Raw genomic sequence first — 26,102 nt, 5'->3', positions numbered from 1 at the left:
AAGTGGACCTGCCGTATCAGCGATTTTCGGTGTCTATTTGGGAAACGCCCGCTGAGGTGGGATGTTGTCCGTATTTCATCCGAGATGTGGACCGGGTGTCGCCTCGCGTTCGGCTCCCGTTGCGTCCCCGCTCGCCTTCCGTCGGGCTTCCGGTCAGCCGCGGCCGGGCTGCCATCTCCTGCGGCGGCCCAGCGGGGTGAGGACGGCGGCCCAGACGACGAGCGCCGCCGCGCCGAGCGCGCCGCCCGCCACGGCTGCCGCCACGCCGATCGTGCGCTCGTCCGGCGGAGGGGCCTTCGAGACCGCCTCCTCCGCCAGCGGCGGGGGCTGCTGGGGCGCGACCGCGACGACCTCCGAGGGGAGGATCATCGTCACGGCCAGCCGGGGGTTGACGATGCCCGCGCCGGTCCCGGTGCCCTTCGTGCCGTCGGCGGTCAGCACCACGCGCCGCCGCACCCGTACGTTGTCGAGCTGCGGGTAGCGGGCGCGGACCAGGGCGACCACCCCCGAGACGTACGCGGTCGCCTGGCTCGTGCCCTTCAGGTCCTTCTGGTACGTGCCCCCGGGCCAGGTGCTGGTCAGGTCCTGGCCGGGGGCGAGGACCGCGACCGGCGTGCTGGTGTTGGAGAACTCGGCCAGCTCGTCGTCCGGCGTCGACGACCCCACCGCGAGGACGCCCGGGTAGGCGGCCGGGTACGCGGGCGAGGGCGTGCCGTCCTCCTTGGTCACGTTCCCGGCGGCGGCCACGATCACGGCGTCCTTCGACAGCGCGTACCCCACCGCCTTCCTCAGGTCCATCCGGTCGATGGCCTTGACCGAGACGTTGATCACCTGGGCGCCGAGGTCGGCCGCCTTCGCGATCGCCTTGGCGAGCAGCGCGGGATCGCCGCGCTCCGCGTTGGTCTGCTTGATCGAGATCAGCCGGGCGTCCGGGGCGACGCCGACGAAGGGGCTTCCCTTGCGCTCGACCCCGGCGATGATCCCGGCCACGCTCGTGCCGTGGCCCATGCAGTCCCGGGTGCCCGTCCCGGTCAGGTCGACCGCCTTGGCCACCTTGAGCTGCGGGTGGCGGGCGTCCACCCCGCTGTCCACGATCGCGACCGTCACGCCGCGCCCCCGGGTGAGAGGCCAGACGGAGGTGAAGTCGAGCCTCCGCTGCGCCCACGGCTCGCTCAGACTGACGCTGCCCGGCTTGGACGGCGCGCAGGTGTCGCTCTTCCAGGCGCGCGCGGCTTTCCCGCTGGACGCGGCTTTCCCGGTGTGTGCGGTGGCTTTCCCGCTGTACGCGGCTTTCCCGGCGTGCGCGTACGCGGGCGGCGGCGCCGCGAGCGCGATCGGCAGCGCCGTCGCCAGTGTGAGAGCGACCCCGGCTAGACCTCGCATGACCGACCCCCACGGCAGTAGATCCAGCGGGACAGACTAGTCAGCTTCTCGGCGCTGAAGGGCCGAGCTTGCAACTCCTCACCGTCGATGGATTCGACGGTTCAGGCTGCGTCGTCGGCAGCGTGACTCACTGCCCAGCCCGTAACACCGCGCGCGGCGATGTTGCGGGCTGCGTTCACGTCGGCGTGCTCAGCGAAGCCGCACGACGTGCAGGCGAAGGTGGCCTGGTCGGGCCGGTTCCTCTTATCGATGTGGCCGCAGGACGAGCACCCTTGGGAGGTGTAGGCGGGGTCCACGTACACCACCGGCACCCCGCAGCGTTGGGCCTTGTAGGCGATGAACGTCCCGAGCTGGTGGAACGCCCACGAATGCAAGGTGACCCGCTGGGGCTTGCGGAGCCGTACCCTCTCACGGATGCCGCCCAGATCTTCCAGGGCGATCCCACGACAGGTGCGTTCAGCCTCGGTCACGATGCTTTTCGCGATGCGGTGGTTGGTGTCGGATGCGAAACGTGCCTCACGGCCCGACAGCTTGCGCAGCAGCCGCTTGGCGGACTTCGTGCCCTTCTTTTGGAGGCGGGAACGGAGCCGCCGGTTGCGGTGCCGTACCTGGTTCAACTGCCTACCCACGCGCCGGTCGCCATCGCTGGTGGTGGCGATGTTGGCGATGCCGAGATCCACGCCGAGGAATCCCTCCGGCTCGAAGGTCTCGGCTTCGGGGACCTCGCAGGTGGCGTACAGGTACCAGGTCCCGCCCCGGAATACCAGGTCGGACTCGCCCCGCCGGTGGGCGCGCAGCATCTCAAGCTGAGCCGGAGAGCAGACGAACGGGATACGCCCAGACCGGCCGCGTGCCGTCCAGATCGACACTGTCTTGGCATCCACCTGCCAGGACAGGCAACGATCGTCGAACGGCTGAGCGGCATCCTTCCGGAACCGCACCGGGTTGCTCTCGACCTTCGCCCGCCGCTTGGCCCCCTCCGGGCCATAGTTCCCGGCCTTCACGTTGGCTTTCAGCGTGACGTACGCCCCGGCGACCTTACGGACAACGTGGATGGCCGGCTGCGCCGACAACCCCATCGCTTTCAGCTCGCCGTAGACGAGCCGCTGCAAGGAGGTCTTGCCGTTCACGCCCGTGGTGAAGGCGCGGCGAGAGGTGTGATTGGCGGCCTGGTTGCACAGGGCCAGCGTCTCCCGCAGTGCCGCCTGCGTGGCGGTATCGGGGAGCAGCTTTACCTGCACGACCATCTTCACGCCGGGATTTTACTGCATAGCGTTTTGTCTATGTCGCCGAGATGGGCACCAGATCCGAACATTCGCCGCGGTCGTAGTGTCGTTTTCGACCTTCATGTGCATCTTGTCTTGCGCAAGGAGTTCACCGCCCGGATCGACCGGGCGTTCATGCATGGTCACCTGTGGTCGCCGTCGTACTTCGCGGCCTCGTGCGACGGGGCGCCACTGGCGATCATCCGCGAGTACATCGAGAACCGGAAACGCCCGGACCAGCGTCCGCAGCGCGGGTCCGGAACCCGAGGCCGTCGGTTCCGGACCGAGACCGGGGGAGCCTGGCTCACCGGCCCAGGTACGCGCCGCCGTTGACGTGAATCACCTGGCCGGTGATGTGCCCGGCGTCGGGCGAGGCGAGGAAGCCGACCGTCGCGGCGACGTCGCCCGGTGTGCCGGCCCGGCCGTTCCGGGTGTTCGCCACCCGCCGCCGGATGCCCTCCTCGTCCAGGCCGTCCCCGAAGAACTCCGTGTCCAGGACCAGACCGGGTGCGACGAGGTTGGCCGTGCCGCCGGAGCCGCCCAGCTCCGCCGCCAGGTCGGCGGTCCAGGATTCGAGCGCCGCCTTCGCCGCGCCGTACGAGCCGGAGCCGGTGCCACGCGCGGCGATCGAGCCGACGTTCACCACGCGCGCCCCCGCTCCCAGCCGGGGAAGCAGTGCGGTGGTCACGAGCACGGCGGACATGAGGTTCAGGTCGAGGTTGGCCCGCCACGCCTGGGCCACCGCACGCAGGCCCTGGGGCGCGGGGCGACCCCGGTCCGTGTTGCCGCCCGCGTTGTTCACCAGGACGTGGACCGCGGCGGGAAGCCGCTCGACGGCCTCGCCCACCGCGTCCGGGTCGGTCGCGTCGAAAGCGGCGTACGCGACGCCGAGCCGCGCGGCGGCGTCCTTCAATGCATGCTCACGCCTGCCGGTGATGGTCACCCGTTCCCCGGCCTCGGTGAAATGGCGTGCAATCGCATATCCGATGCCGGTCGCCCCGCCGGTGATCACCACATTTCGCATGATCCGCTCCCTTTTTAAATGGTTCTTACCGTCTTCATAACCAGTCGGCATAATACCTTTACAAGGACAGTATGTGATCTACGGTGAGGGCGCCCGAACTGTCGACGAAGGAGCCACTGAATGAGTAACAGCCTGCTCGGCGGCGACCCCGCGGAGATGCAGAGCATGGCGGCCCAGTTCACTCAGCAGGCCGACCAGGTTCGCGCCACGATGGCGAGTCTCGACCGCGAGGCGGCCAAGGTCGGCACCGCTTGGACGGGCCCCGGCGCGCAGCGTTTCAACGAGGCGTGGCAGAGCTATCGGTCGGCTTTCCAGCGCATGGCCGAAGAGCTCAACGAGGCGTCCCGCGTGATCAACACCTACCGCGGCAACATCGAGTCCGCCACCAGGTAACCCGGCACGCTCCTCCGTTTCGCCGCTGCTTCCCGGCCCCGGTCCGGGCCGCGTCTCCCGCTATCCGGGGAGCGCGGCCTGGATCGGGGTCGCGGTCCCTGAGGTGATCAGCAGCCCTCGCCCCGGCGGGCCGCCGACCACGCCGCGCGGCAGCCGTACGCCGAAGAGGTCGCCGTCGGCCGGGCTCTGCACCGACAGCAGCAGGCCGGTCCTCGACTTGCGCGCCTCCGCCGTGAAGCCCCGGTAGGCCGTCGCCAGGTCACCCGTCGCTCCCGCGATCAGCAGACCGTGCTCGCCGTCCCGGGCGGAGCGCAGGATCTCCTCCAGGGCCAGCCCGAGCGGCGAGTCCGGAGAGATCAGCTCGGCGTCGTCGACGATCACCACGTACTCCCGCGTGCCGTCCAGGATCGTGCGCGGGTCCTGCGCGCCCGGCGGCCCGTCCGACGCGCCCGGCTCGGCTCCCGCCACCTTCCTGGCCTCGCCGTCCAGTACGGCGAGCACGCCGGGAGCCCCCGCCAACGCCCGCAGCGGGCTCCGGCGGGGCGTGACGACGAGGACCGGCGTCCCCCGCCCGGCCAGCGACCGCGCCGCCGTCACCAGACACGACGACCGGCCGGAGCGGGCCGGGCCTCCGATCACCGCCGCCGGCCCCTGGGCGAGGAGGTCCAGCCCCAGCGGTTCGAGCGCGTCCCCGCCCACGCCGAGCAGCGCCCACAGGGGCGAGGGCGGTTCGAACGCCGGAGCCAGTTCCATCGCCTGCTCGGTGGTGACGCGGATCGGCAGCGCGTCCACGCGCAGCGGCGGCGCGGACCGCCACGCCCACGCCCCCTTCCGCTCCGGGTCCCCGCCGAACCGGGCCGCGGCCGTACGGGCGAGGGCCTGCAGGGCGGCCACCTGGGCGGGGCCGGACGGGTCGTCGGCGAGCAGCGCGATCTGGCTCTCCACCAGCCCGTTCTCGCCGAGGGACAGGGCGCGGCCCGGCGGCAGGGAGGACGGCAGGTCCTTCACCGGCAGCCCCGCCAGCCCGTAGTCGGCCGGGTCGGCCAGGCGCAGCACGAGGCGGTCCTCGAACACGGTCGAGATCTGGCCGAGCAGCCCCGACCGGTCGGAGGTGACGACCGCGCGCAGCCCCACCGCGGGACCCTCGCGCAGCAGTTGCAGCAGCGCGTCGAGGAGCCGCCCGTAGTCGTAGTTCTCGAACGCGGCGACGTAGCCCTCCCATCGATCGAGTAGCAGCACCAGCCACGGCAGCCGCCCGACCGGCGGCTCCCCGGACGCTCCGGAGAGCCGGGACGCGCCGGTCGCGAACGCGGCCCTGGCCTCGGCCAGTGACGCGTACCCGGCCTCGGCGAGGAGCTGCTGGCGGCGGCCCACCTCCTCGCGCAGCCGGGACAGCAGCCGCTCGACCCGGTCGAGCTGGTCCCGGGTGACGACCGCCCCGCAGTGGGGCAGGCCGACCAGTGGGAGCAGCGCGCCGGACCCGCAGTCGATCGCGTGCAGGTGGACGTCCTCGGGGGAGGCCCACGCGGTGGCGGCCCCCGCGATCGTGCGCAGGGCCGTGGAGCGCCCGCTCCGCGCCGACCCGGCGATCAGCAGGTGGCCGCCGCGCTCCAGGTCGAGACTGAGCGGGCCCCTCGCCTGGAGCCACGGCAGGTCGGTCAGCCCGAAGGGCAGCGACGCCGCGCCGCCCGGCTCCGGTGGCCGGCCGTCCACGCCGCGCTCGGGCGTCAGCGTCACCGTCTCCGGGAGCGGAGGCAGCCACGGGCTCGGACAGCGCCCGATGCCCCTGGCCGCCGCGTCGATCGCGTCCACGAACAGCGCGAGGTCCGTGCCGGACGTCGGCGCGGCCTCCGCCGCGGCGGGCAGCGGATGTCCCAGCGCCCGCCACGGCAGGTCGATCACCCGTGGGCCGCCGCTCCCGTCCCCGTCGCCGCCGTCCGGCGTGCGTCCCCCGATCCGCGCCGTCTGTACGGCGACGGGCTGGCCGGAGCCGGAACGCACGTAGCAGCGCCCGGGAGTCGACTTGGAGATGCGCGCCGCGTCGGGGGTGTCGATCACGTCGGCGGACTCCATGGCGTCGGTCACCCGCAGCGCGATGCGCAGCGACGTGTTGGCCTGGATGTCCGCGGTGACCACGCCGCCGGGACGCTGGGTGGCGAGGACCAGGTGGATGCCGAGCGAACGGCCGCGCCGCGCGATGTCGACCAGGCCGTCCATGAAGTCGGGCAGCTCGGACACCATCGCGGCGAACTCGTCGATGACCAGCACCAGCCGGGGCAGCGGCGGCAGCTCGCGCACGGACTTCCCCGCCTGCCGGGACTCCCGCGCCGACTGGTAGTCCTCGATGTCCTTGGCCCCGGCGGCCAGGAGCAGCCGCTCCCTGCGCCGGATCTCGGCCGCGAGCGACGCCAGCGCCCGCTGGGTGAGGTGGCCGTCCAGGTCGGTCACCATCCCGACCGTGTGCGGCAGCCGTACGCACTCCTTGAAGGCGGCGCCGCCCTTGTAGTCGATGAGCACGAACGTCATCTCGTCGGGCCGGTTCGCCGCGGCCAGCGAGCAGATCAGCGTCTGCAGCAGCTCGGACTTGCCCGCGCCCGTGGTCCCGGCGATCAGGGCGTGCGGGCCGTCCCTGCTGATGTCGATCTCGAACGGCCCGTCCGGGCCGACGCCGACGACGGCGCGGGTGGAGCGCCCCCACCGCCGCGCGATGCCTTCGGCGGCGACCAGGTCGAGGAGCCGTACCGACTCGGGGAGCGCCGACGCCTGGTCGTCCCTGCTCACGTCGCGCAGGGGGGCCAGCGCGCGGCCCAGCCGTTCGGCCCACGACGCCGACACCTGGTCGGCCCGGATCGTCCCGATCGCGTCCAGCCCGCCGCCGCGGAGCCGTACCGACCCGTCCGGGTCGCAGGACACGACCGTGGCGCACTCCTCTGGGAGCAGCCGTTCGTCGTCGTCGATCGCGACGGTGTACACCCCGGCGCGCGGGCCCTGTCTGAGCACCTGCGGCATCCCCGGCAGGCCGCGCAGCACCTGCGCGCCGTCGAGGACGACCAGCACGTCGCAGGGCCGCTCGTCGTACGCCGCGAACGCCGGCTCGGCCGCCTCCTCCGGCCGGGTGCTCCCCACGCGGCCGAGGTCGCCCCAGCCCGACGGCCCCCCGGACAGCGACCCGCCGAACGGACCCGGGCCGGTGCCGGACGGAGCGGACTCGGCCGGATCGAGCCGCTCGCCGATGAGCGCCGCGAGGTCGGCGACCCTGCGCGCGGCGGCCTCCGGGTCCGCGCCGACGAGGGCGACCGAGCCGGAGACGAGGGAGGCGGCCCCGGCGGCTCCCCCCTCGGCCGCGCAGTGCGGCAGCCAGCGGACCCAGCCCCACTGCTCGGCGGCGTCGGCGTGCGCGGAGAGCACGACGACGGCCAGGTCCCTGGGGCTGTGCAGGGCCGCCGCCTGCCCGACCAGCCAGCGGGCGGAGCCCATGGCCGCCTCCCGCGGACCGGTCACGCCCGCCACGCCGAGCCTGCGCATCGCGAGGGCGACCGGCACGTGCCGCGCGAGCGGCGGCTCCGGCAGCTCGGCGTCGGCGGGCGCTCCACGCTCGGGCGCGTACGCGATGTCCGCGGGGAGGTCGGCCAGCCCGACGCGGAGCCGCAGGCTGTCCGGGTCGTGCAGCCGCCGCTCCCAGAGGCGGCGGCGCGGCCCGGTCGCGGTCAGCAGGATCTCGGCCGGGTCCGGCGCGGCCGCCCCGCGGGCCGCCTCGTCCTCCTCGCGCGCCTCCGCCACCTCGGCCTCGAACGCCGCGAGCCGCTCGCGGTACGCCCTGACGGCCTGGCGGTGCTTCTTCCTGCCGTGCCTGCGGTCGCTCGCCCACTGGCCGAACATGATCAATGGGCTCATCAGCGCGATCAGCAGGAAGTACACGTTGTGGAACGCCACGGCCATGCCCACGCCGAACACCGCGGGCAGCAGCGCGGCGAGCAAGTGGAGCCGGACGCCCTCGGCCCGCTTGGGCTCGGTGGGCACCTCCAGGCGCGCCCGCCGCTCCGGGGCGCGCAGCCGGGGCGGCCGGTTGTAGGCCAGCCCGCCGTCGGGCAGCGCGTCCAGGTGGGCGTCCGGCGGCTCCACCGGGCCGACGGAGAACACCGAGACGCCGCAGGACAGCAGGACCCGGCGCACGTCCCGGGCGGCTCCCCGGCCCGCGTCGTCATGCCCGGCGCGCCCCGCCGCGTCGGCTCCCCGGGCCCTCCCGGCCCGGGTCGCCTCGCCGGCTCGGCGAGCCTTCCTGGCGTGGCGTCGTGCGGCGCGCCGGGCGCTCCTGCCGGACGCCTCGGCGGCGCTCGGCGGCGTACGGCGGGCGGCCCATGGGGTCGCCTCGCGTACCGGCCGGCCGTCCAGCTCCAGCCGGGCGGCGGGGTGCGCCGGCTCGACGGAGACCCCGTCCGGCGCGACCCGGATCGTCGCGGCGTGCGGAGGCAGCGCGGGGTCCGGCACGGCGATCGCGCACCCCGGGTCGGATCCCAGGGTGTGCAGGCCGGGGCCGAGCCGGTGGACGGACCCCGCTCCGGGGCCGCCGGCCACCCGCAGCTCGATCACGCCGTCCGGCTCCTCGGCCATCGTCGCCGCGGCCGCGACGCCGTCGAGCGCGACGAGGTCGCCGTCGCGGATCAGCCCGAATACCCGGGCGCCGGGGTCGAGGGGCCGCCCGTCCACCCACAGTTTCGGGCCCTCCGCCCGGCGGCGCCGTCCCCGGTCCAGGTCGTACGGCGCTCTGGCGGGCGGCAGCCGTACGACGTTGGACGGGCGGGCCGGGCCGGCGAGCGCGGCGGCCAGCGCGCCGACCGTGGTGGACTCGTCACCCTCGACCAGCACGTCGCGATGGCCGTGCTCGGCCACCACGGTGAGCATGATCCGCATACCCAGACTCCCAAGGGCCGCCCTCACGGGGGGAGGGCGGTCCGCCGTCGCGTGACTCGTGGCGTTACCTGTGGCGTGGCCGGCCGCGTCGCCCGGGTCGGCCGGACATCTCCGCCGGGGACGCCTCCGGCCGGAACCCGTTCTCGGCATCCCGACCCGATCGGGGGACCTCCGCGGGTATCCATGCCGGGAATTCCGGTGCGAAGAACCCCGGGGACGTCGTCATGCCGGGAACTCGTACGGGGACCGGCGGCGGTATCCCGGACGCGGCGAGCGGGCGGCGCCCTGGAACCGGCCACGGAACCCTTTCCCGGGGAGCGTCCCTCCGAGGCGGCGTCGCGCGAAAGGGCCCGGCCGAGGACAAGCTAGCGGGGCCGCCCCCGGATATCTCCCGGTTCCCGGGAAACGCCGGGCGGCCTTCCCCGCCGTACGGCCGAGGGGCGCACGGGTCGGCGGGACCAATGTGATCAATGCGGACAGAGTGCTTCTTATCACGAAATTCAACCACAGGAAAGTGTTAATGGTAAACAAGCATCGATCAGGTCGGCATTGACACCGGTATTCCTAACGGATAAGCATGGAAGGCCGGTTTCCGGCCACACGGCAGCGCGTGGGTGTCCATAATAGTGTCAATTCTGTAATTCGAACTGACCAATACTGCGGATGAAGGCGCGACCGTTAATCCGGCCCTCATTTCAGTAACGGAAGCGATCGTCCTTGGGAGTCCCCCACCCATGAGGATCAGCGACAAGCCCGCCTCCGACGGACGCGTACCGGCGAACGAGCGTCCCGGGCTGTCCGGACCGGCCTCGCGGGGGCTCCCTGTCCCACCGCGCGAGCGCAAGCCCGCGCTCGCCGCGCTGGCCGTCCTCCTCATCCTCGGCGGGGCACTGGCCACCACGTTGCTCGTCCTGCGCAGCGGCGACCGCGTCTCCGCCGTGGGCGTCGTGCAGCGGGTCGGCGCGGGGCAGCTCATCCCGGCCTCCGCCATGAAGGAGGTTGAGATCGCCGACACCGGCATCGACTACGTCCCCTGGCGCTACCGCGGCGAGGTCGAGAAGACCTACGCCGCCGTCACCCTGCTCCCCGGCACGCTGCTGACCAACCCCATGCTCACCCGGTCGAGCGGGGAGCTCGGCCCGGGCAAGGCCATCGTGGGCCTGTCGCTCAGGGCCGGCCAGGCGCCGGTCGGCATGGGCAAGGGCGACGTCGTCCAGGTGATCTACGTCCCGGCGAGCGGCAAGGGGTCGGCCGAGCAGCGGGTGCTCGCGCCCGCCGCCCGCGTCCACAGCATCGGCGCGCCCGGGAGGTCGGGCGGCGGGCTGGTCTCGATCGTGGTCGACGCGTCCATCTCGCCCGCCGTCGCCGCGTACGCCTCCAGCGGGGAGATCGCGCTGGCCGTGCTGCCGGGAGCCGGGTGACGTGGCCCTCATCGTCCTCGCCGCCGACAAGGGGGCGCCCGGGGTGACGACCGCGGCGACCGCCCTCGGGGCGGTCTGGCCGCGCCCGGTGCTGCTGGCCGAGTGCGACCCGGCCGGCGGCGACCTCGCCTACCGGCTGCCCGCCGAGGACGGCGGCGTGCTGAACCCGGCACGCGGCCTGCTCAGCCTCGGCGCGGTGGCCCGGCGTGGCCTGCACGCCGAGCAGATCCACGAACACACGCAGAAGCTCGTCGGCGGCCTGGACGTCCTCACCGGCCTGACCCACGGCGAGCAGGCCGGGGGCCTCACCTGGCTGTGGGGGCCGCTCGGCCGGTCCCTGGCCGCGCTGCCGCACGCCGACGTGCTGGCCGACTGCGGGCGCCTCGGCGGGCATCCTGAGATGGGCGACTTCGTCGCCGAGGCGGCCCAGGTCGTGCTCTTCACCCGGCCGAGCCTCGACCACGTCGCCCACCTGCGCGAGCGGCTCGCCCTGCTGGACGGGCGGCCCGTCGTGGTCGTGATCGCCGACCCCCGGTCGTACCGCGCCTCGATCGAGGAGGTCCGGCGCATCGTCGCGCCGTGGGACGTCGCGTTCGTGGCCGGCCTCGCGTACGACCCCAAGGGCGCCGAGCTGCTGCGCGGCCAGTGGGGCGGGCGGCTCGACCGCAGCCTGCTGATCCGCACCGCGCGCGAGCTCGCCGGACGGCTGGCCGCGCTGCTGTCCCCGCGTGAGCCGGCCGGGCGGCCGGACCGCAGCGGGGCGGCTCGCGGCGGAGCGGGCCGATGAGCGGGCAACGGGGCGGCGTCGACCACGCGCTGGTGAAGCGCTTCCGCCAGGAGGTCGGCGACCGGCTCGCCCACCAGCGGCGGCTGGACCAGGCGAGCGGCATCCCCCCGATGACCGGCGAGGACGAGCGGCAGTTCGCCCGCGCCCTGATCGCCCAGGTCCTGGAGGAGTACGCCAGGGGCGAGATCGGCGTCGGCCGCACCCCGCCCACCGCGGAAGAGGAGGAGGCCCTCGCCGCGGGCATCCACGCCGCGCTGTTCGGCGTCGGCCGCCTCCAGCCGTTCCTCGACGACCCCGAGGTCGAGAACATCGACATCAACGGCTGCGACCGGGTGTTCGTGAGCTACGCCGACGGCCAGGAGGTCGCGCACGAGCCCGTCGCCGACTCCGACGAGGAGCTGATCGAGCTCATCCAGATCCTCGCGGCGTACTCGGGCCTGTCGTCCCGGCCGTTCGACACCGCGAACCCGCAGCTCGACCTGCGCCTGCCGGACGGGTCCCGCCTGTCGGCCGTCATGGACGTCACCGTGCGGCCCGCCGTGTCGATCCGCCGCGCCCGGCTCGGCAAGGTGTTCCTCAGCGACCTGGTGGGCAACGGCACCCTCGCCCCCGAGCTGGGCCGGTTCCTCGCCGCCGCCGTCGCCGCGCGCAAGAACATCATGATCGCCGGTTCGACGAACGCGGGGAAGACGACCCTGCTGCGGGCGCTCGCCAACGAGATCCCGTCGGGCGAGCGGCTCATCACCGTCGAGCGCGCGCTGGAACTCGGCCTCGACCAGTTCCCCGAACTCCACCCCAACGTGGTCGCGTTCGAGCAGCGCCTGCCCAACTCGGAGGGCCAGGGCGAGATCACCATGGCCGAGCTGGTACGGCGGTCCCTGCGCATGAACCCCTCGCGCGTCATCGTCGGCGAGGTCCTCGGCGACGAGATCGTCACCATGCTCAACGCGATGACCCAGGGCAACGACGGCTCGCTCTCCACGATCCACGCCAACTCCTCGATGGAGGTCTTCAACCGCATCGCGACGTACGCGCTCCAGGCGGAGGAGCGGCTCCCCATCGAGGCGACCCACATGCTGATCGCGGGCGCGATCGACTTCGTCGTCTTCATCGAGAAGCGCAACGACTACCACCGCGGCGGAACGCTGCGGCGCTTCGTCTCCAGCGTCCGCGAGGTCACCGGCTGCGACGGGCGGGTGCTGTCCTCGGAGGTGTTCACCGCCGCCGGCGACCGCGTCGTCCCGCACGCCCCGATCTCCTGCCTCGACGAGCTGGCGGCGCACGGCTACGACCCCACGCGGGAGGTGTGGCGCTGATGCCCGCCGGGCTGCTCGATCCACTGGTGCTGCTGGCCGGGGCGCTGACCGGCGGCGGCCTGTTCCTCCTCGTCCTCGCCCTGTACGGCATGCGCCCCCGGCCCTCCGCGCCGGATCGGAAGGCGGCCCGCCGCGAGCTGCTCAGGACCCTCTCCACCCGCACCGCCGTCGGCGTGATCACCGGAGTCGTCGTCCTGCTGGTGACGGGATGGCCGGTCATGGGCGTGGGCGCCGTGCTGCTCGTCCTCGCCTGGCGCGGCCTGACCGGCGGCGCGGCCGAGGAGCGGGCCGCCATGCGGCGCCTCGAAGGCCTGGCCGCCTGGACCGAGTCGCTGCGCGACACCATCGCCGGCGCGGCAGGGCTCGAACAGGCCATCCCCTCCTCGATCCGGGCGGCCGCGCCCATGCTCCGGCCCCACCTGCTCGCCCTCGTCGATCGGCTGCACTCGCGCATGCCGCTGGCCGACGCGCTGCGGATGTTCGCGGACGAGCTCGACGACCCCTCCGCCGACCTCGTCGTCGCGGCGCTGATCCTCAACTCGCGGCTGCGCGGCCCCGGCCTGCGCGACGTGCTGTCCGCGCTCGCCGTGTCCGCCCGCGAGGAGCTCGACATGCGGCGGCGCGTCGAGGCCGAGCGCCGCTCCACCCGCAAGAGCGTGCAGATCGTGGTGGGCACGGCGCTCGCCTTCGCCGCCGCGCTGGTGGTCTTCAACCGCTCGTACGTCGCGGAGTACGGCACCCTGCTCGGCCAGGCCGTCCTCGTCGTGGTGGCGGGGCTGTTCGGCGCCGGGTTCGCGTGGATGCGCCGACTGGCCCGCTTCGACAAGCCCGGCCGGATCCTCGCGCCGTACACGTCGGGCCCGGGCGGCGAGCCGCGCGAGGGCGGACGCGACGCGGATGAGCCGGGGGACGGTAGGGGCGGCCGTCCGCTCCGGACGGGAGGCGTGCGATGACCGAGCCCGCGCTGGCGGGAGCCGTACTCGGCCTGGGGCTCTTCCTGCTCTTCCGGGCGCTGTTCCCGCCCCGGCCCGGGCTGTTCGCCCGGCTGACGGCCCTGGACGCGGCGCAGGCGGGCGCGGAGCTGCCCAAGGCGCCGCTCATCGCGCCGGACGAGCACGTCAGCGCGTTCCGCCGCGACCTCGGCCTGCGTCTCGCCCGCCTCTACGCCGCCAGGGGGTGGGAGGCGCGCTCCATCCGGGCCGACCTGGCGCTGCTCGGCAAGTCCTTCGAGGGCTTCCTCGCGACGAAGGTCCTGCTCGCGGCGGCCGGGCTCCTGGTGTTCCCGCTCCTCGTGGGCTGGCTCGCGCTGATGGGGTGGGGCCTGTCACTGAGCATCCCGCTCTGGTCCGCGCTGGCCGCCTCCGCGGTCTTCTTCCTCCTGCCCGACCTGCAGATGCGCCGGGACGCCGCGGTACGCCGCCGAGACTTCCGGCACGCGGTCGGCGCGTTCCTCGACCTCGTCGCGATGAACCTCGCGGGCGGGCGCGGCGTACCGGAGGCGCTGATGATGGCGGTCGCCGTCGGCAGCCCGGACGGGACGTCGGGCGCGGGCGCCAACTGGGCGATGGAGCGCATCCGCGAGGCGCTCGGGAACGCCCGCATCGTCGGCATCACGCCGTGGCAGGCGCTCGGACGGCTCGGCGACGAGATCAACGTGGACGAGCTGCGCGACCTGTCGGCGGCGCTCGGCCTGGTCGCCGACGACGGCGCCAAGGTCCGCTCCTCGCTGAGCGCGCGCGCCGCCACCCTGCGGCGGCGGGAGCTCGCGGAGGTCGAGGGCAAGGCGGGGGAGCGATCCCAGTCGATGCTGGTGGCCCAGCTCCTGCTGTGCGCCGGTTTCGTGATCTTTCTCAGTTTTCCGGCGGCCATGAAGATGTTGGGGGCGTAGATGCTCACCTATTTGATCGCGATGCTGCACGTGCGGATCGACCGGGCCCGTAACGCGCCGAGCAAGGGGGCCTCGGCCGTCGAATGGGTGATCATCACGGCGATCATCGCCGGGGTCGCCCTCGGCCTGGCCACCCTCATCAAGAACCTCGTCTCCCAGAGGGAGGCCGACATCACCTCCAACTTCGGCGGTGGCGGCGGCGGTGGTGGTGGCGGCGGTGACGGGGGAGGCGTCTTCACCGGAGGCGATCAGTGACACACCGCGCGGGCGGAGGGCGCCGAGCCCGCCGCCGGGGCGAGCGCGGAGCGACCGTCATCGAGCTGGCCATGATCATGCCCATCGTGCTGGCCGTGGTGCTGCTCGTCGTGCAACTCGCGCTCTGGTTCCACGGACGCCAGGTGGCCGACGCCGCGGCGCGGGAAGGCGCCAGGATCGCCCGCGCCGCCGGGACGTCCGGTGACTGGCAGGCCGCCGCCGAGGCGAAGGCCGAGCAGATCGTACGCGCCATCGGGCCCAAGATCCTGAGCGGCGCGACGGCGCGCGCCTGGGAACGCGGCGACCAACGCGGCGTCGAGGTCACCGGCAGCGCCGTACAGGTGGTGCCGCTGCTGCCCGACCTCGCCTTCACCGTCACGGCCGACTTCGGCGGACCCATCGAGTGCTTCCGCCCCGACGACGGTTCGGACGGCTGCCGGTGACCCGGTCCGTACGGCTGCCGCCCGCCCGCGCCGCCGCCCGCCGCCGCCCCCCGGACGCCGGGTCGATGACGGCCGAGACGGTGATGCTCGCGCCCGTCCTCCTGCTCTTCCTCGTGTTCCTCGTGGGCGCGGGGCGGGTCGTCGAGGCGCAGGGAGAGGTCAACGGCGCGGCCAGGGACGCGGCCCGCGCCGCGTCCGTACAGCGGACCCGGGCCGAGGCGGAGTCGGCGGCCGCCGACACGGCCAGGGCGGCGCTCTCCGGCGAGTGCGACCCCCAGGTGGGCCTGTCCGGCACCGACTGGAAGGAAGGCGGCGTCGTCCACGTCGCGGTGACGTGCGAGCTGAACCTCGACTTCCTGGGCTTCGGCGCGGCCCGGCAGATGAAGGGGACGTCCGTCGCGCCACTCGAACAGTTCCGGAGGGTGGAGTGACCACGACACCCGACCGGCCCGGCCACGAGCCCCGCCCGCCCCGCTCCGAGGACGCGCGGAGGGGAACCGTGCCGCCCGGAGGCGAGCGGGGGTCGATGTCGGTCTTCGTGGTCCTCTTCTCCGTGGCCGTCTTCCTGCTCGCGGGGCTGCTCGTGGACGGCGGCGCGGCCATCAACGCCCGGCTCAGGGCGGCCGACGTCGCCGAGCAGGCCGCCCGCGCGGCGGCCGACCAGATCGACGTGGAGGCGCTGCGGGCCGACGGCCGGGTCCGGCTGCTCTCCGACGAGGGCACGGTGTGCGGCCGGGCGCGTGAGATCACTGCGGCCCACGACGACCCGAGCGTACGGATGAGGCGGTGCGAGATCGGCGGCGGCCAGGCGGAGGTGACGGTCGAGGTCGGCGTCCGCTGGGACGCCGTCTTCCTGTCGATGCTCGGATTCGGCGGCTCGGAGGCGGCGGCCACCGCCACCGCCGGGCCGGACGCGGGGGACGCGGGGGACGTATGACCGGTGACGGGAACTCGTGGCCGCGCGGCTCGGACTCACCGCGCCGCCCCAGGGGAGCGGGGCGCCCGCCGGGCGGGGGGCGCCCACCCGGTGGCGGACGCCCTCAGGGGCAGCGTGCGCCGCTGCCGCCCGCGTTCCCGCCGTCCCGCGACCCCGCGCCGCCGGAGGGGCGCTCCACCCGGCCGTACGGCGGCGAACCCGAGGGCTCCACGCGGGAGCGGTCGCGGTCCTCCATGCCGTACGGCGACGAGCCGGGGCGGCCGGGCCGGTCATCCACACGCGAAGGCGACCGGTCCGCCTTCGGCGCGATCCAACGCTCCGGACCCCGCCCGAACCGGCAGCCCGGCCGCCGGTCCGCGCTGCGCCGCCCGGTCCGCATCCCGCCGCGCCGTACGGCCCGCGACGTCCTCGTCGGGATCACCGCGCTGCTGGCCCTGGTCGCCCTGGTGGGTGGTGTGCCGTACGCGCTGATCCGGCTGGCCGGGCCGCCGCTGCGGCCCGAGCTGCGCGACCTCGACCTGCTCACGAGCGACGTCGGCCCCGAGACGGTCATCGCGATCCTCGTCCTGCTGGTGTGGCTGGCCTGGCTGCAGCTGTTCGTCTGCGTGATCGTGGAGGTGTACGCGGGGATCCGCCGGGTGGGCATGCCCGCGCGGGTACCCCTGTCCGGCGGCACCCAGGCGCTCGCCAACCGGCTCGTCTCGGCCGTGCTGCTGCTCTTCGCCGCGGCGGCGGTGGCCGGCCCGGTGATCGGGCCCGTCACGGGAGGAGGCCAGCCGCCGGCGATCCGCCCGCAGGCCGCCACGCTGTCGGCGCCGGTCGTCACGGCCGAGGACCGGCCGCCGCTGCAGGCGCGCGAGGCGAAGAAGGTCTACGTCGTGCAACCCCCGCACGGGCGGCACCACGAGAGCCTCTGGGAGATCGCCGAGAAGTGCCTCGGCGACGGCCGCCGCTATCCGGAGATCTTCCGGCTCAACCAGCACAAGCAGCAGCCCGACGGCAGCCGGTTGCGGATGGCCGACCTGATCCGGCCGGGATGGGTCCTCGACATGCCGGACGACGCGCGGAACGTCCTGATCGTCCCGATAGATGAGGACCGGCCGACGACGCTGGACCACCACCCCCGGATGCCGTCCGACACCCACGGCGACCTGAGCGACGACCTGGGCCACGACATGAAGGGCGAAACGGAAGGAAAGGACGATGTCCGGTTGCCGCCGCCCGCCCTGCCCGAGCGGCACGGCGACGAGACCGCCGGGCATCCGCCGTCCCGCTCGTCGGACGGCCGGCCGCTCCCGTCGCAGGAGAGGCGCACGGACGGCGAGCCCTCCCTGTCCGGACGCCACGCCCAGGAGGACGACGCCGGGCTCGACCTGGCCGACTACCTCGCGGCGGCGTCGCTGGCGGCGGCCGGGCTGCTCGCCCTGCTCGGACGACGGCGCAGGGAGCAGCTCTGGCGGCGGGCGTTCGGCCGCCGGGTGGTCCCGCCGCGAGGGGACGCCGCGCGGGCCGAGGTGGCGATCCGCCTCGGGGCCGACGCGCCGGGCAGCCGCATGCTCGACCTCGGCCTGCGCCTGCTGGGCAGGCTGCTCGCCGAGCAGGACCGGCGTCCGCCGACGATCTACGCGGTCCACCTGTCCAGCAGGGGGCTGGACCTGTGGATCCACCCGGCCGACCTGGACGCGCCCGCGCCCTGGGAGGCGTGCGACGGCGGGCAGGTCTGGCGGCTGCCCGCCCAGGAGGGACGCCGGATCGACGAGGAGGAGCTCGCCGGGGCGCCTGCTCCGTACCCGGGACTCGTCTCGCTGGGCACCGCCGACGGCGGCCGGGTGCTCGTGGACCTGGAGGCCGCGCAGGGTGTCGTCGCGATGGAGGGGCCGCAGACCGTGGCGGCCATCTCCGCGCTCGCCGTCGAGCTGGCCACCAACCGCTGGTCGGACCACATGCGGCTCACCCTCGTCGGGTTCGGCGAGGAGCTCGCCCTGATCGCCCCCGACCGCATCCGCGTCGCGGGCAGCCTCGCCGAGGTCCTGCCCGAGCTGGAGGAGCGCGCCGCGCGGGAGAGCGGAGACGTCCTCACCGGGCGGATCCGCTCCCGGGTCGCCGACCCCGCCTGGACGCCGCACTACCTGCTCTCCGCGATCCGCCCGGACGAGGACGAGGCGCGCCGCCTCGCCCTGCTCGGCAAGGCGACCCGTACGGCCACCGGCTACGTCGTGGCGGGCGGCACGGCGCACGCGACCTGGACCTGGGAGGTCACCGACGACGAGCGGGCCAGGATCGACGCGCTCGGCTTCGAGGTCGATGCCCAGCTCCTCCCGCGCCGCCATTACGCCGCCGTCGTCGATCTGTTCCGCACGGCCCAGCGGATGGACGGCGAGCCGCTGCCCGAGCAGCCCGCGGTGCGGGTGCCCGACGCGCCCCCGTCGATCGAGGTCCGCATCCTCGGCCCGATCGAGATCGGCCCGGTGCCGCCCCTGGAGGAGGGCAGGGCGGCGCTCGCCCACGAGATGGTCGTCTACCTGGCCGCGCACCCGGCGGGGGTCCACCCCGTCGTACTCGGCGGCGTCCTGTGGCCGCGCGGCGTGCAGGCGGCGGTCCGCGACGCCGCCGTCGCCCGCGTCGTCGACTGGCTCGGCGCCGACGACGAGGGCCGCCCCCACGTCGAGCCGGACGAGTCGGGACGGCTGCGGCTCGGCCCCGAGATCAGGAGCGATTGGCACCTGTTCCAGGAGCTGGTCCGCCGATCCCGCGACCAGCATCCCGAGGCGGAGGTCCTCCTCCTGGAGAAGGCGGTGGGGCTGGTGCGCGGGCCGCTGCTGGCCGGCCGCCCGGCGGGCCGGTACGCCTGGCTCGCCGCCGACCCCCTGGAGTACGACGTCACCGCGGCCGTGGCCGACGCCGCGCACCGCCTCTGCGAGCTGCGGCTGGCCCGCGGCGAGGCCGAGGCGGCGGTCGCGGCGGCCCGGGCCGGGCTCCTCCTCGCCGCCGACGACGAGGGCCTGTGGCGCGACCTGCTGCGTGCCGCGCACGCCACCGGCGACCCCGCGCGGCTGCGCGTCGTGGTCGACGGCCTGCACCGAAGGGCCGCCTCCCATCCGTACGGAGGCGGCATGGCTCCCGAGACGGAGGCGCTGATCGATGAGCTGCTCCCCGACTGGCGCCGCGACCTCGCGTCGGATCTCGGCGCCCCGCGGCTCGCGTGACGAGCGCCGGACGGCCCCGGCGGCGGATCGGCGGGGACGCGCGGGCCGGCCGTACCGGCGTTCCACAGTGAGGAGGTCGCCGGTGCGGCGTGACGTCCGGTTCGCCGCCGCCGTACTGGTCGGCGGCCTCATCGCCGCCGCCTGCGCCCCGTCCCGCCCGGAGCCGCGGTTCGAGCCGGCCGGAGCCCTCGCGACCGCCGTAGCCGAGACGTCGCCCGGTGCCGCCCCCGGCCGTCCCGCGGAGTCGCCGATCGACCCGGGCACCGAGCGGGTCGCGGCCGGCGACGGAGTGCGCGTCGAGATCGAGTGGCCCGCGGGGACCGACCCCCAGGTGGCGGGAGCGATCCGCACGTACGCCGAGAGCTACACCGCCATGTGGCGTGCCGTCACCAGCGGCGGGCGGGACCGCTCCTACCTCCAGAAGGTGGAGGACAGCGCCATCGGCGACATCGCGACCCGCCTGAACGAGTTCCTCGACCTGGGGCGCTCCGCGCGCGGCGTGGCCCGGCTCTACGCGCTGCGGATCGACTCCCAGGTGACGATCGGCGACCGGATGGGCGTTCTGGTGCTCGGCTGCGTCGACGAGTCGGGGATCCGGATGACCGACCTGGCCGGACAGCCGATCGCGGACCAGCCGGGCTGGACCCGGCCGCCGCTGTCGGCCTACCTGTGGGGCGGGTCGGTCGGCCGGGACGAGCGCGGCGTCTGGCGGGTCAGACTGTTCCGCATCGCCACCTATCCCGCCGCGTCCGCGAAGAGGTGTGTCCGATGAGATCGCCCGCCGCCCTGTCCCGGTCCCTGGCCGCGGTCCTGGCACTGCCCCCGGTCCTGCTCCTGGTCCTGGCGCTGTCTCCATCCGCGCGCGCCGCCGCGTCGGCGGCTCCGACTCCGGGCCCGGGACGTCCGGCCGCCGAGGGGTTCCAGGAGGGCCGCACCGCCGGGGTTCGGCTGAGGAACTCCTCCATCGTGCTGTCCGGCAACGGCCTCGGCGGCGGAGGCGCGAGGGGCGACGGCTATCGGATCCCGCGCCCCTGCTGGTACGAGCCGTACAAGAACGCCGACGAGATGGTGCGCGAGCAGGACGAGTCGCTGCGCCACGCGCTCAGGGCCGACCCCGACCTCGTCGGCGCCGGCGGGGACACGGACGGCCTCATCCAGAAGTACCGCGACAAGCTGGGGCAGGAGGGGCGCTGGTGGCGCCCCTCGTACAACGAGGCGGACCCGAACGGGGTGGCCTGCGCCGGCGCGCTCGCCCCGGCCGTGTGGGTGCCGAACGGCCAGACCCCTCCGGCGGGCATCACCCCGGAGGACCTGCTGCAGATCGCGCGGGCCGCGCTGACCGTCCCCGAGCCGAAGCTCAAGCTCAGCCCGGACGCCCGGAGCTTCGTCAACCTGCCGACCTGGGTCTGGCTGGACGGCGCGGGACCGGTGACCCGCTCGGTGACCGCCACCCTGCCCGGTGTGATGAGCGCGACGGTGACCGCCACGCTGAAGAACATCGAGATCGACGCGGGCACCACGTCCGACCGCGCCGAGGTGCGCCAGAACTGCGGCGCCACCGGGCACCCCTACGCCAAGGGCGGCGACTTCACCTGCGGCGTCCGCTACCTGAGGGCCTCGATCGACCTGCCGCGCCAGGTCTACACCATGACCGTCACCGCCGTGTGGCCGGTGACCGGCGCGGTCGGCCAGGGAGGCGCGCCCATCGCCTACACGCCGCTGCGGGCCACCGTCACCAGGGACGTCCCCGTCGGCGAGGTCCAGTCCGTCGTCACGGGATGACCGGGGCCGTAGGCGCTGCGGCGGGGGGCGTGGCCCGTCGTCACGAGGTGGACCGGCGGCCTTCGTGGGCGAGCAGCCACTCCTTCACCGGCACGCCGTAGTAGTAGCCGCCGAACCCGCCCGTCGTGGGCAGGACGCGGTGGCACGGGACGAACGGCGCGATCAAATTCTGCGCGCACGCCGACCCCGCCGCCCGGGCCCCCGTCCGCGGCAGCCCCGCCATCTCGGCCAGCGTGCCGTACGACACGGTGGTGCCGGCGGGCACGCTGCGCAGCGCCGTGTAGAGCCGCTGCCGCGTCGGCGTCCCCGGCTGTGTCACCGGGACCCGGTCCAGGGCGTCGATCTCGCCGTCCAGATAGTCGCGTACGGCCTGCGCGATGTCGCCGAGGTCGCCCTCGACCAGCGGCAACTCCTGGAGCGCGGCCGGAAGCCGGACGAACTGGTCACGGGGGTCCGCGCAGAACCCGGCCGCGACGACGACGCCGTCCCGCGCGAGCACACTCATCGGACCCACGGGCGTGGGCAGTACCTGAGCAACGATCATCTCGATCGCGGCGGGCCGGACGGGCCCGCCGCTCCTCCTGTCTGGCGTTCGTGTCCGATGTTCTTCAGATGGCGCGGACGGCGGCCGGGTCGGCGGTCGAGCTCCACAGGTGGAGCGCCGCGTACGCCCGCCAGGGCCGCCACCGCTCGGCATGATCGGCCGGGATGCCGAGGCACTGCATGGTCTTCTTCAGCACCAGGTCGCCGCCCGGCCAGGCGTCCGGGTCGCCGAGCGCGCGCAGCGCGACGTAACTCGCGGTCCACGGCCCGATCCCGGGGATCGTGAGCAGCTTGGCCGTCGTCTCCGGGACGTCCTCGGCGCCGTCGAGGTCGATCCGGCCCTCGGCGACCGCCTCGGCGAGCGCCCGCAGCGTGGCGGCCCGGCGCTGGGTGAGCCCGATGCCGTCGAGGTCGGCCTCGGCGAGACGCTCGGCCGTCGGGAAGAGCGTCGTCACCGGCGCGGCGGGTTCACCGTCCGCCCCGTCCTGCCCGGGTGCCGTGGCGGTGGTGCCCGCCCGGGCCGCGATGCGGCCGAGCAGCGTCCGCGCCCCGGCGACCGAGATCTGCTGCCCCACCACGGCGCGTACGGCCAGCTCGAAGCCGTCGAACGTACCCGGAACACGCAGCCCCGGACGCCGCTCGACCAGCGGGCCGAGCGATGTCGTGCCGAGCACCGCGGCGATCGCCTCGGGGTCGGCGTCCAGGTCGAGCAGGCGGCGGCAGCGCGCCACGATCCGGGCGAGCTGCCGCGTGTCGCCGGTACGCACCGTGAGCCGGATGTGGTCGGCCATGGGAACCAGCGAGATCCAGCCGCCGGGGACGGCCCGCAGATAGCTCCCCTCGCCCTGCTCGTCCGGCCGGGTGACCGCCTCCGTGCCCGGGATGGCGCGGGCGGCCAGATAGCGGAACAGCGCCGCCGCGTCGTAGGGAGGACGGTAGTACAGCCGCAGCGTGAGCCCATAGGGGACCAGGCACGACCCCGAGGTGCCGCCCATCGGCCCGTTCGCCTTCCTGAGGTCGCCGGGGGCGAAGCCGTACGACTCCTTCATGGCGGCGTTGAACTGGCGGACGCTGCCGAAACCCGCCGCGAACGCGACGTCGGTCATCGGCAGGTGCGTCTCGGTGAGCAGTTGCTTGGCCAGCAGCAGCCGCCTGGTCCTGGCGACCGCGAGCGGCCCGGTGCCCAGCTCGGTGACGAACAGCCGGTGGAGGTGGCGTTCGGTGACGTTGAGCCGCCGCGCGAGCCCGGCGACGCCGTGGTCGTCGGCCTCGCCGTCGCCGATCAGGCGGAGCGCCCGTCCGACGAGGTCGGCCCGCACGTCCCAGCCGGGCGCGCCCGGGCTCAGCTCGGGACGGCACCGGCGGCAGGGGCGGAACCCCGCGGCCTCGGCGCCGGCGGCGTGCCGGTAGAACCGGACGTTCTTGCGCGCTGGAGTCCTGGCCGGGCAGACCGGACGGCAGTAGATGCCCGTGGAGGTGACCGCCGTGTAGAAACGCCCGTCGAACCGGGAATCGCGGGCGGACGCCGCCGCATAGCACGAGTCGAAGTTAAGCTCTCGGGTGCTCACGTCTTCGACGTTATGCCCTGTCCGCCCCTGTGCACCGGCGGAAATCGGACCTCACCATCGAGGCCGGTCACGCCCGCCGCTCCCCGGCGCGGGAGCGCCGGAGCCCGCCGCCTCCCGGCCGTCGTTTCTCCTTTCGCGGCCGCGGCGGGATCACTTGCTCGAGATGCCGACCCCGAGGTCGAACTCGCGGTAGACCCTGGCCCAGAAGCCGTCCCGCAGCCACACCCGCGCCTCCGGGTACGGCCGAAGCGAGTGGCCCAGCTCCTTCTCCGCCTCGATCAGCAGCTCGGTGTCGATCACGGTCGGCAGTATGGGCCCGGGAAGCAGGTCCCGGATGTTGTCGCGCCCCCGAGTGAGGATCCATTTCTGCGCGACGTGCTCGCCGACCTCCTCCACGTGCGGCCGTCCGGGCCCCAGCTTGGTGATCTGCCCGACCGGCGCCTTCGGCACCGGCTTGACCGTACGGCCGGCGAACACCTGCGCCGGTGACGGCGCGGGCGTGACGGGCACGGGGACGGGCGCGCGGTTGAAGTAGGGACGCAGGAAATCGGCGCTCAATATCTCGACGGTGTCGGACTCCCACACCAGCCGCTCGGCCTGGTTCGTGCCGAACGGCGGCTCAACCCCCCAAAGATGAACACGTACGCCGTATGCCTGCGCGGCCTCGACCGCGGGAACCATGTCCTCGTCGCCCGCGATCAGCACAGTGTCACTGACGGCGTGATGCCGGGCGAGGGCTTCCAGATCGCTGCGGATCTGGGCGTCCACGCCTTTCTGCTGGCCACGCGCGTTCAGGTTGCCAAGCCGTACCTTCACCCAGGGAAGCTGGGCGATCACGCGCTGGTCCACGGTCGGGACCCGGTCCCGCGCGGCGTCGTACCAGTAGACGCGCAGCAGCTCGCCGGGAATGCGCTCCATCGCGTGTTTCTGCAGCGACTGGATCAGCTCGTCCGCGGCGACCCGGTACTCCTTGCGCTCTTTCGCCCCCAGTAGGACTTCGCCGGCCGCCGCGTACAGGTAACCGACGTCTACGAGGACCGCGTACTTGGCAGCCATGCTGTGTGCGGTGAGGTCCGGGATGGCCATGTCGTCCTCCAGGACTCGTCACTAGATGATCGGCTGACTATATCTCCCCCTTTTCTAGATACTCCCAACTCTTGAGGCCGTTGACACCCTGTTCCGCTGATCTAATGCCGAAGCATGGCCGAACGCCGAGCCCCAGGACCGATCAGCGGTCCCTTCTGCATCCCATGTGCGGGGTTTGCCCATTTTTTACGGCGCGAGTGCCAGGGAAGGAACGCCGCCCGGGACGAGTGCGGCGAGTTCCTCCCGAAACGGGGCGCCTAGCGCTGTCCCGGTAGATATCGTCCCCGGCCTGGTCACAGCGGGATGTTCCCGTGCTTTTTGGGCGGGAGCGCCGCCCGCTTGTCGCGGAGGGAGCGCAGCGCCCTGACGATCTGGACCCTGGTCTCCGACGGCCTGATCACGGCGTCCACGTAGCCACGCTCGGCCGCCAGATAGGGGTTGGCCAGTGTGTCCTCGTATTCCCGGACGTACATGGCTCGGGCGGCCTCGGGGTCCTCGGCCGCGGCCAGCTCGCGACGGTAGAGGATGTTGACCGCGCCCTGCGCGCCCATGACCGCGATCTGGGCGGTGGGCCAGGCCAGGTTGACGTCCGCGCCGAGATGCTTGGACCCCATGACGTCGTACGCCCCGCCGTACGCCTTGCGGGTGATGACCGTGACCAGGGGGACGGTCGCCTCGGCGTACGCGTAGAGGAGTTTCGCGCCGCGCCGGATGATTCCGTTCCATTCCTGGTCGGTGCCCGGCAGGAATCCCGGAACATCAACAAATGTCAAGACCGGAATATTAAACGCATCACAAGTCCGCACAAATCGCGCGGCTTTCTCGGAGGCGGCGATGTCGAGCGTTCCGGCGAAACTCAACGGCTGGTTCGCGACCACGCCGACCGAGCGCCCGTCGACCCGGCCGAAGCCGACCACGATGTTCGGCGCGAAGCCCGCGTGCACCTCCAGGAACTCGCCGTCGTCCAGGACGTGCTCGACCACCGAGCGCATGTCGTACGGCTTGTTCGCCGAGTCGGGGATCAGGGTGTCGAGGTCGAGGTCCTCGTCCGTGACCTCCATGGGCGTGTCCGCGGCGTAGACGGGGGCGTCGTCCAGGTTGTTGGACGGCAGGTGGGACAGCAGCGCACGGGCGTACTCCAGGCAGTCCTCCTCGTCCGCCGCCTCGTAGTGCGCCACGCCGGACCTGGAGCCGTGCGCGTGCGCGCCGCCGAGCTCCTCGAACGTCACCTCCTCGCCGGTCACGGTCCTGATGACGTCCGGGCCGGTGATGAACATGTGGGACTTCTCCCGGACCATCAGCACGAAGTCCGTCAGGGCGGGGGAGTAGACCGCGCCGCCCGCGCACGGGCCCATGATCAGCGAGATCTGCGGGATCACGCCCGAGGCGTGCACGTTCCGCTTGAAGATCTCGGCGTACAGGCCGAGGGAGACGACCCCCTCCTGGATCCGCGCGCCGCCGGAGTCGTTGATGCCGACCACCGGGCAGCCGGTCTTGAGCGCGTGGTCCATGACCTTGACGATCTTCTCGCCGAAGACCTCGCCGAGCGAGCCGCCGAAGACCGTGAAGTCCTGTGCGAACACGGCGACCGGGCGGCCGTCCACGGTGCCGTGGCCGGTGACGACGCCGTCGCCGTACGGGCGCTCCCGGTCGAGGCCGAAGCTCGTGGACCGGTGCCTGGCCATGGCGTCGAACTCGACGAACGAGTCCTCGTCCAGCAGGGCGTACACCCGCTCCCTGGCGGTCATCTTGCCCTTGGCGTGCTGCCTCTCCACCGCTCTCGCCGAACCGGCGTGTGCCGCCTCGTCCCTGCGGCGCTCCAGATCGGCCAGCTTTCCTGCGGTCGTGTGGATGTCGATCTCAGGTGCCCGTTCCGCGGTCATGTTCGCAGGGT

The 26,102-nt window shown here is 73.6% G+C and carries 22 protein-coding genes; 14 read left to right on the top strand and 8 right to left on the bottom strand.

The annotated features are described in order from the left end of the window. Nucleotides 1-153: 153 nt before the first annotated feature. Complete coding sequence (gene mycP, locus AWQ68_RS01375) at nucleotides 154-1,383, bottom strand: type VII secretion-associated serine protease mycosin (protein WP_066933218.1); 1,230 nt, start codon at nucleotides 1,381-1,383, stop codon at nucleotides 154-156. A 101-nt stretch (nucleotides 1,384-1,484) separates the two neighbouring features. After that, nucleotides 1,485-2,636: an RNA-guided endonuclease InsQ/TnpB family protein gene (locus tag AWQ68_RS01370; RefSeq protein ID WP_066933215.1), complete on the bottom strand. Its 1,152-nt coding sequence runs from the start codon at nucleotides 2,634-2,636 to the stop codon at nucleotides 1,485-1,487. A 30-nt stretch (nucleotides 2,637-2,666) separates the two neighbouring features. Between AWQ68_RS01370 and AWQ68_RS45575 the strand changes: the two genes are divergently transcribed. Next, on the top strand, nucleotides 2,667-2,981 hold the full coding sequence (locus tag AWQ68_RS45575) for a transposase (RefSeq protein WP_373281481.1): 315 nt from the start codon (nucleotides 2,667-2,669) through the stop codon (nucleotides 2,979-2,981). Here AWQ68_RS45575 and AWQ68_RS01360 read toward each other — a convergent pair. Next, a complete protein-coding gene (locus AWQ68_RS01360; RefSeq protein ID WP_066933212.1) occupies nucleotides 2,953-3,672 on the bottom strand; it encodes an SDR family NAD(P)-dependent oxidoreductase in 720 nt (239 codons plus the stop codon). The genes AWQ68_RS45575 and AWQ68_RS01360 overlap by 29 nt on opposite strands. 120 nt (nucleotides 3,673-3,792) lie before the next feature. Here AWQ68_RS01360 and AWQ68_RS01355 point away from each other — a divergent pair, with 120 nt between their 5' ends. Beyond that, complete coding sequence (locus AWQ68_RS01355; protein WP_066933209.1) at nucleotides 3,793-4,065, top strand: WXG100 family type VII secretion target; 273 nt, start codon at nucleotides 3,793-3,795, stop codon at nucleotides 4,063-4,065. Between the two features lie 60 nt (nucleotides 4,066-4,125). Here AWQ68_RS01355 and AWQ68_RS01350 read toward each other — a convergent pair whose 3' ends face one another. Continuing rightward, on the bottom strand, nucleotides 4,126-8,976 hold the full coding sequence (locus tag AWQ68_RS01350) for a type VII secretion EssC family protein (RefSeq protein ID WP_066933206.1): 4,851 nt from the start codon (nucleotides 8,974-8,976) through the stop codon (nucleotides 4,126-4,128). Nucleotides 8,977-9,710: 734 nt separating this feature from the next. Between AWQ68_RS01350 and AWQ68_RS01345 the strand changes: the two genes are divergently transcribed. From AWQ68_RS01345 to AWQ68_RS01290, 12 genes are all read left to right on the top strand, one after another. Continuing rightward, a complete protein-coding gene (locus AWQ68_RS01345; RefSeq protein ID WP_066933203.1) occupies nucleotides 9,711-10,397 on the top strand; it encodes a hypothetical protein in 687 nt (228 codons plus the stop codon). A 1-nt stretch (nucleotide 10,398) separates the two neighbouring features. After that, a complete protein-coding gene (locus tag AWQ68_RS01340; protein ID WP_066933201.1) occupies nucleotides 10,399-11,184 on the top strand; it encodes a CpaE/TadZ family protein in 786 nt (261 codons plus the stop codon). Further along, on the top strand, nucleotides 11,181-12,500 hold the full coding sequence (locus AWQ68_RS01335) for a TadA family conjugal transfer-associated ATPase (protein ID WP_066933198.1): 1,320 nt from the start codon (nucleotides 11,181-11,183) through the stop codon (nucleotides 12,498-12,500). The genes AWQ68_RS01340 and AWQ68_RS01335 overlap by 4 nt, the downstream gene beginning before the upstream one ends. Beyond that, on the top strand, nucleotides 12,500-13,453 hold the full coding sequence (locus tag AWQ68_RS01330; protein ID WP_066934178.1) for a type II secretion system F family protein: 954 nt from the start codon (nucleotides 12,500-12,502) through the stop codon (nucleotides 13,451-13,453). The genes AWQ68_RS01335 and AWQ68_RS01330 overlap by 1 nt, the downstream gene beginning before the upstream one ends. Continuing rightward, a complete protein-coding gene (locus AWQ68_RS01325) occupies nucleotides 13,450-14,388 on the top strand; it encodes a type II secretion system protein (protein ID WP_066933195.1) in 939 nt (312 codons plus the stop codon). The genes AWQ68_RS01330 and AWQ68_RS01325 overlap by 4 nt, the downstream gene beginning before the upstream one ends. Further along, the gene (locus AWQ68_RS01320) at nucleotides 14,389-14,643 is read left to right on the top strand and encodes a hypothetical protein (RefSeq protein ID WP_066933193.1); all 255 of its coding nucleotides are present in this window, start codon (nucleotides 14,389-14,391) and stop codon (nucleotides 14,641-14,643) included. It abuts the gene before it with no gap. After that, nucleotides 14,640-15,086, top strand: a complete 447-nt coding sequence (locus tag AWQ68_RS01315) for a TadE/TadG family type IV pilus assembly protein (protein WP_245655696.1) — start codon at nucleotides 14,640-14,642, stop codon at nucleotides 15,084-15,086. The genes AWQ68_RS01320 and AWQ68_RS01315 overlap by 4 nt, the downstream gene beginning before the upstream one ends. Continuing rightward, complete coding sequence (locus tag AWQ68_RS01310) at nucleotides 15,083-15,517, top strand: TadE/TadG family type IV pilus assembly protein (RefSeq protein WP_084463544.1); 435 nt, start codon at nucleotides 15,083-15,085, stop codon at nucleotides 15,515-15,517. The genes AWQ68_RS01315 and AWQ68_RS01310 overlap by 4 nt, the downstream gene beginning before the upstream one ends. Then, a complete protein-coding gene (locus AWQ68_RS01305; RefSeq protein WP_245655695.1) occupies nucleotides 15,514-16,023 on the top strand; it encodes an Rv3654c family TadE-like protein in 510 nt (169 codons plus the stop codon). The genes AWQ68_RS01310 and AWQ68_RS01305 overlap by 4 nt, the downstream gene beginning before the upstream one ends. Beyond that, the gene (locus AWQ68_RS01300; protein ID WP_245655694.1) at nucleotides 16,020-19,229 is read left to right on the top strand and encodes a LysM peptidoglycan-binding domain-containing protein; all 3,210 of its coding nucleotides are present in this window, start codon (nucleotides 16,020-16,022) and stop codon (nucleotides 19,227-19,229) included. Before AWQ68_RS01305 ends, AWQ68_RS01300 begins: the two co-directional genes overlap by 4 nt. Before the next feature lie 82 nt (nucleotides 19,230-19,311). Next, nucleotides 19,312-20,001, top strand: a complete 690-nt coding sequence (locus tag AWQ68_RS01295) for a hypothetical protein (protein WP_066933190.1) — start codon at nucleotides 19,312-19,314, stop codon at nucleotides 19,999-20,001. Continuing rightward, nucleotides 19,998-21,011: a hypothetical protein gene (locus tag AWQ68_RS01290; RefSeq protein ID WP_066933186.1), complete on the top strand. Its 1,014-nt coding sequence runs from the start codon at nucleotides 19,998-20,000 to the stop codon at nucleotides 21,009-21,011. Before AWQ68_RS01295 ends, AWQ68_RS01290 begins: the two co-directional genes overlap by 4 nt. 40 nt (nucleotides 21,012-21,051) lie before the next feature. Here AWQ68_RS01290 and AWQ68_RS01285 read toward each other — a convergent pair whose 3' ends face one another. The 4 genes from AWQ68_RS01285 to AWQ68_RS01270 form a co-directional block, all read right to left on the bottom strand. Beyond that, a complete protein-coding gene (locus tag AWQ68_RS01285; protein WP_245655693.1) occupies nucleotides 21,052-21,516 on the bottom strand; it encodes a methylated-DNA--[protein]-cysteine S-methyltransferase in 465 nt (154 codons plus the stop codon). A 103-nt stretch (nucleotides 21,517-21,619) separates the two neighbouring features. Further along, on the bottom strand, nucleotides 21,620-23,122 hold the full coding sequence (locus tag AWQ68_RS01280; protein WP_066933180.1) for a DNA-3-methyladenine glycosylase 2 family protein: 1,503 nt from the start codon (nucleotides 23,120-23,122) through the stop codon (nucleotides 21,620-21,622). A gap of 150 nt (nucleotides 23,123-23,272) precedes the next feature. After that, a complete protein-coding gene (locus AWQ68_RS01275; protein ID WP_066933177.1) occupies nucleotides 23,273-24,208 on the bottom strand; it encodes an NYN domain-containing protein in 936 nt (311 codons plus the stop codon). A 293-nt stretch (nucleotides 24,209-24,501) separates the two neighbouring features. After that, nucleotides 24,502-26,091 carry an acyl-CoA carboxylase subunit beta gene (locus AWQ68_RS01270; protein WP_066933174.1) on the bottom strand — a complete coding sequence of 530 codons (1,590 nt, stop codon included), beginning with the start codon at nucleotides 26,089-26,091 and terminating at the stop codon, nucleotides 24,502-24,504. Nucleotides 26,092-26,102: the final 11 nt, after the last annotated feature.

Source organism: Microtetraspora fusca (assembly GCF_001570365.1).
Classification (GTDB): Bacteria; Actinomycetota; Actinomycetes; order Streptosporangiales; family Streptosporangiaceae; genus Microtetraspora; species Microtetraspora fusca.
This window is presented reverse-complemented; position numbering and strand designations above follow the sequence as displayed.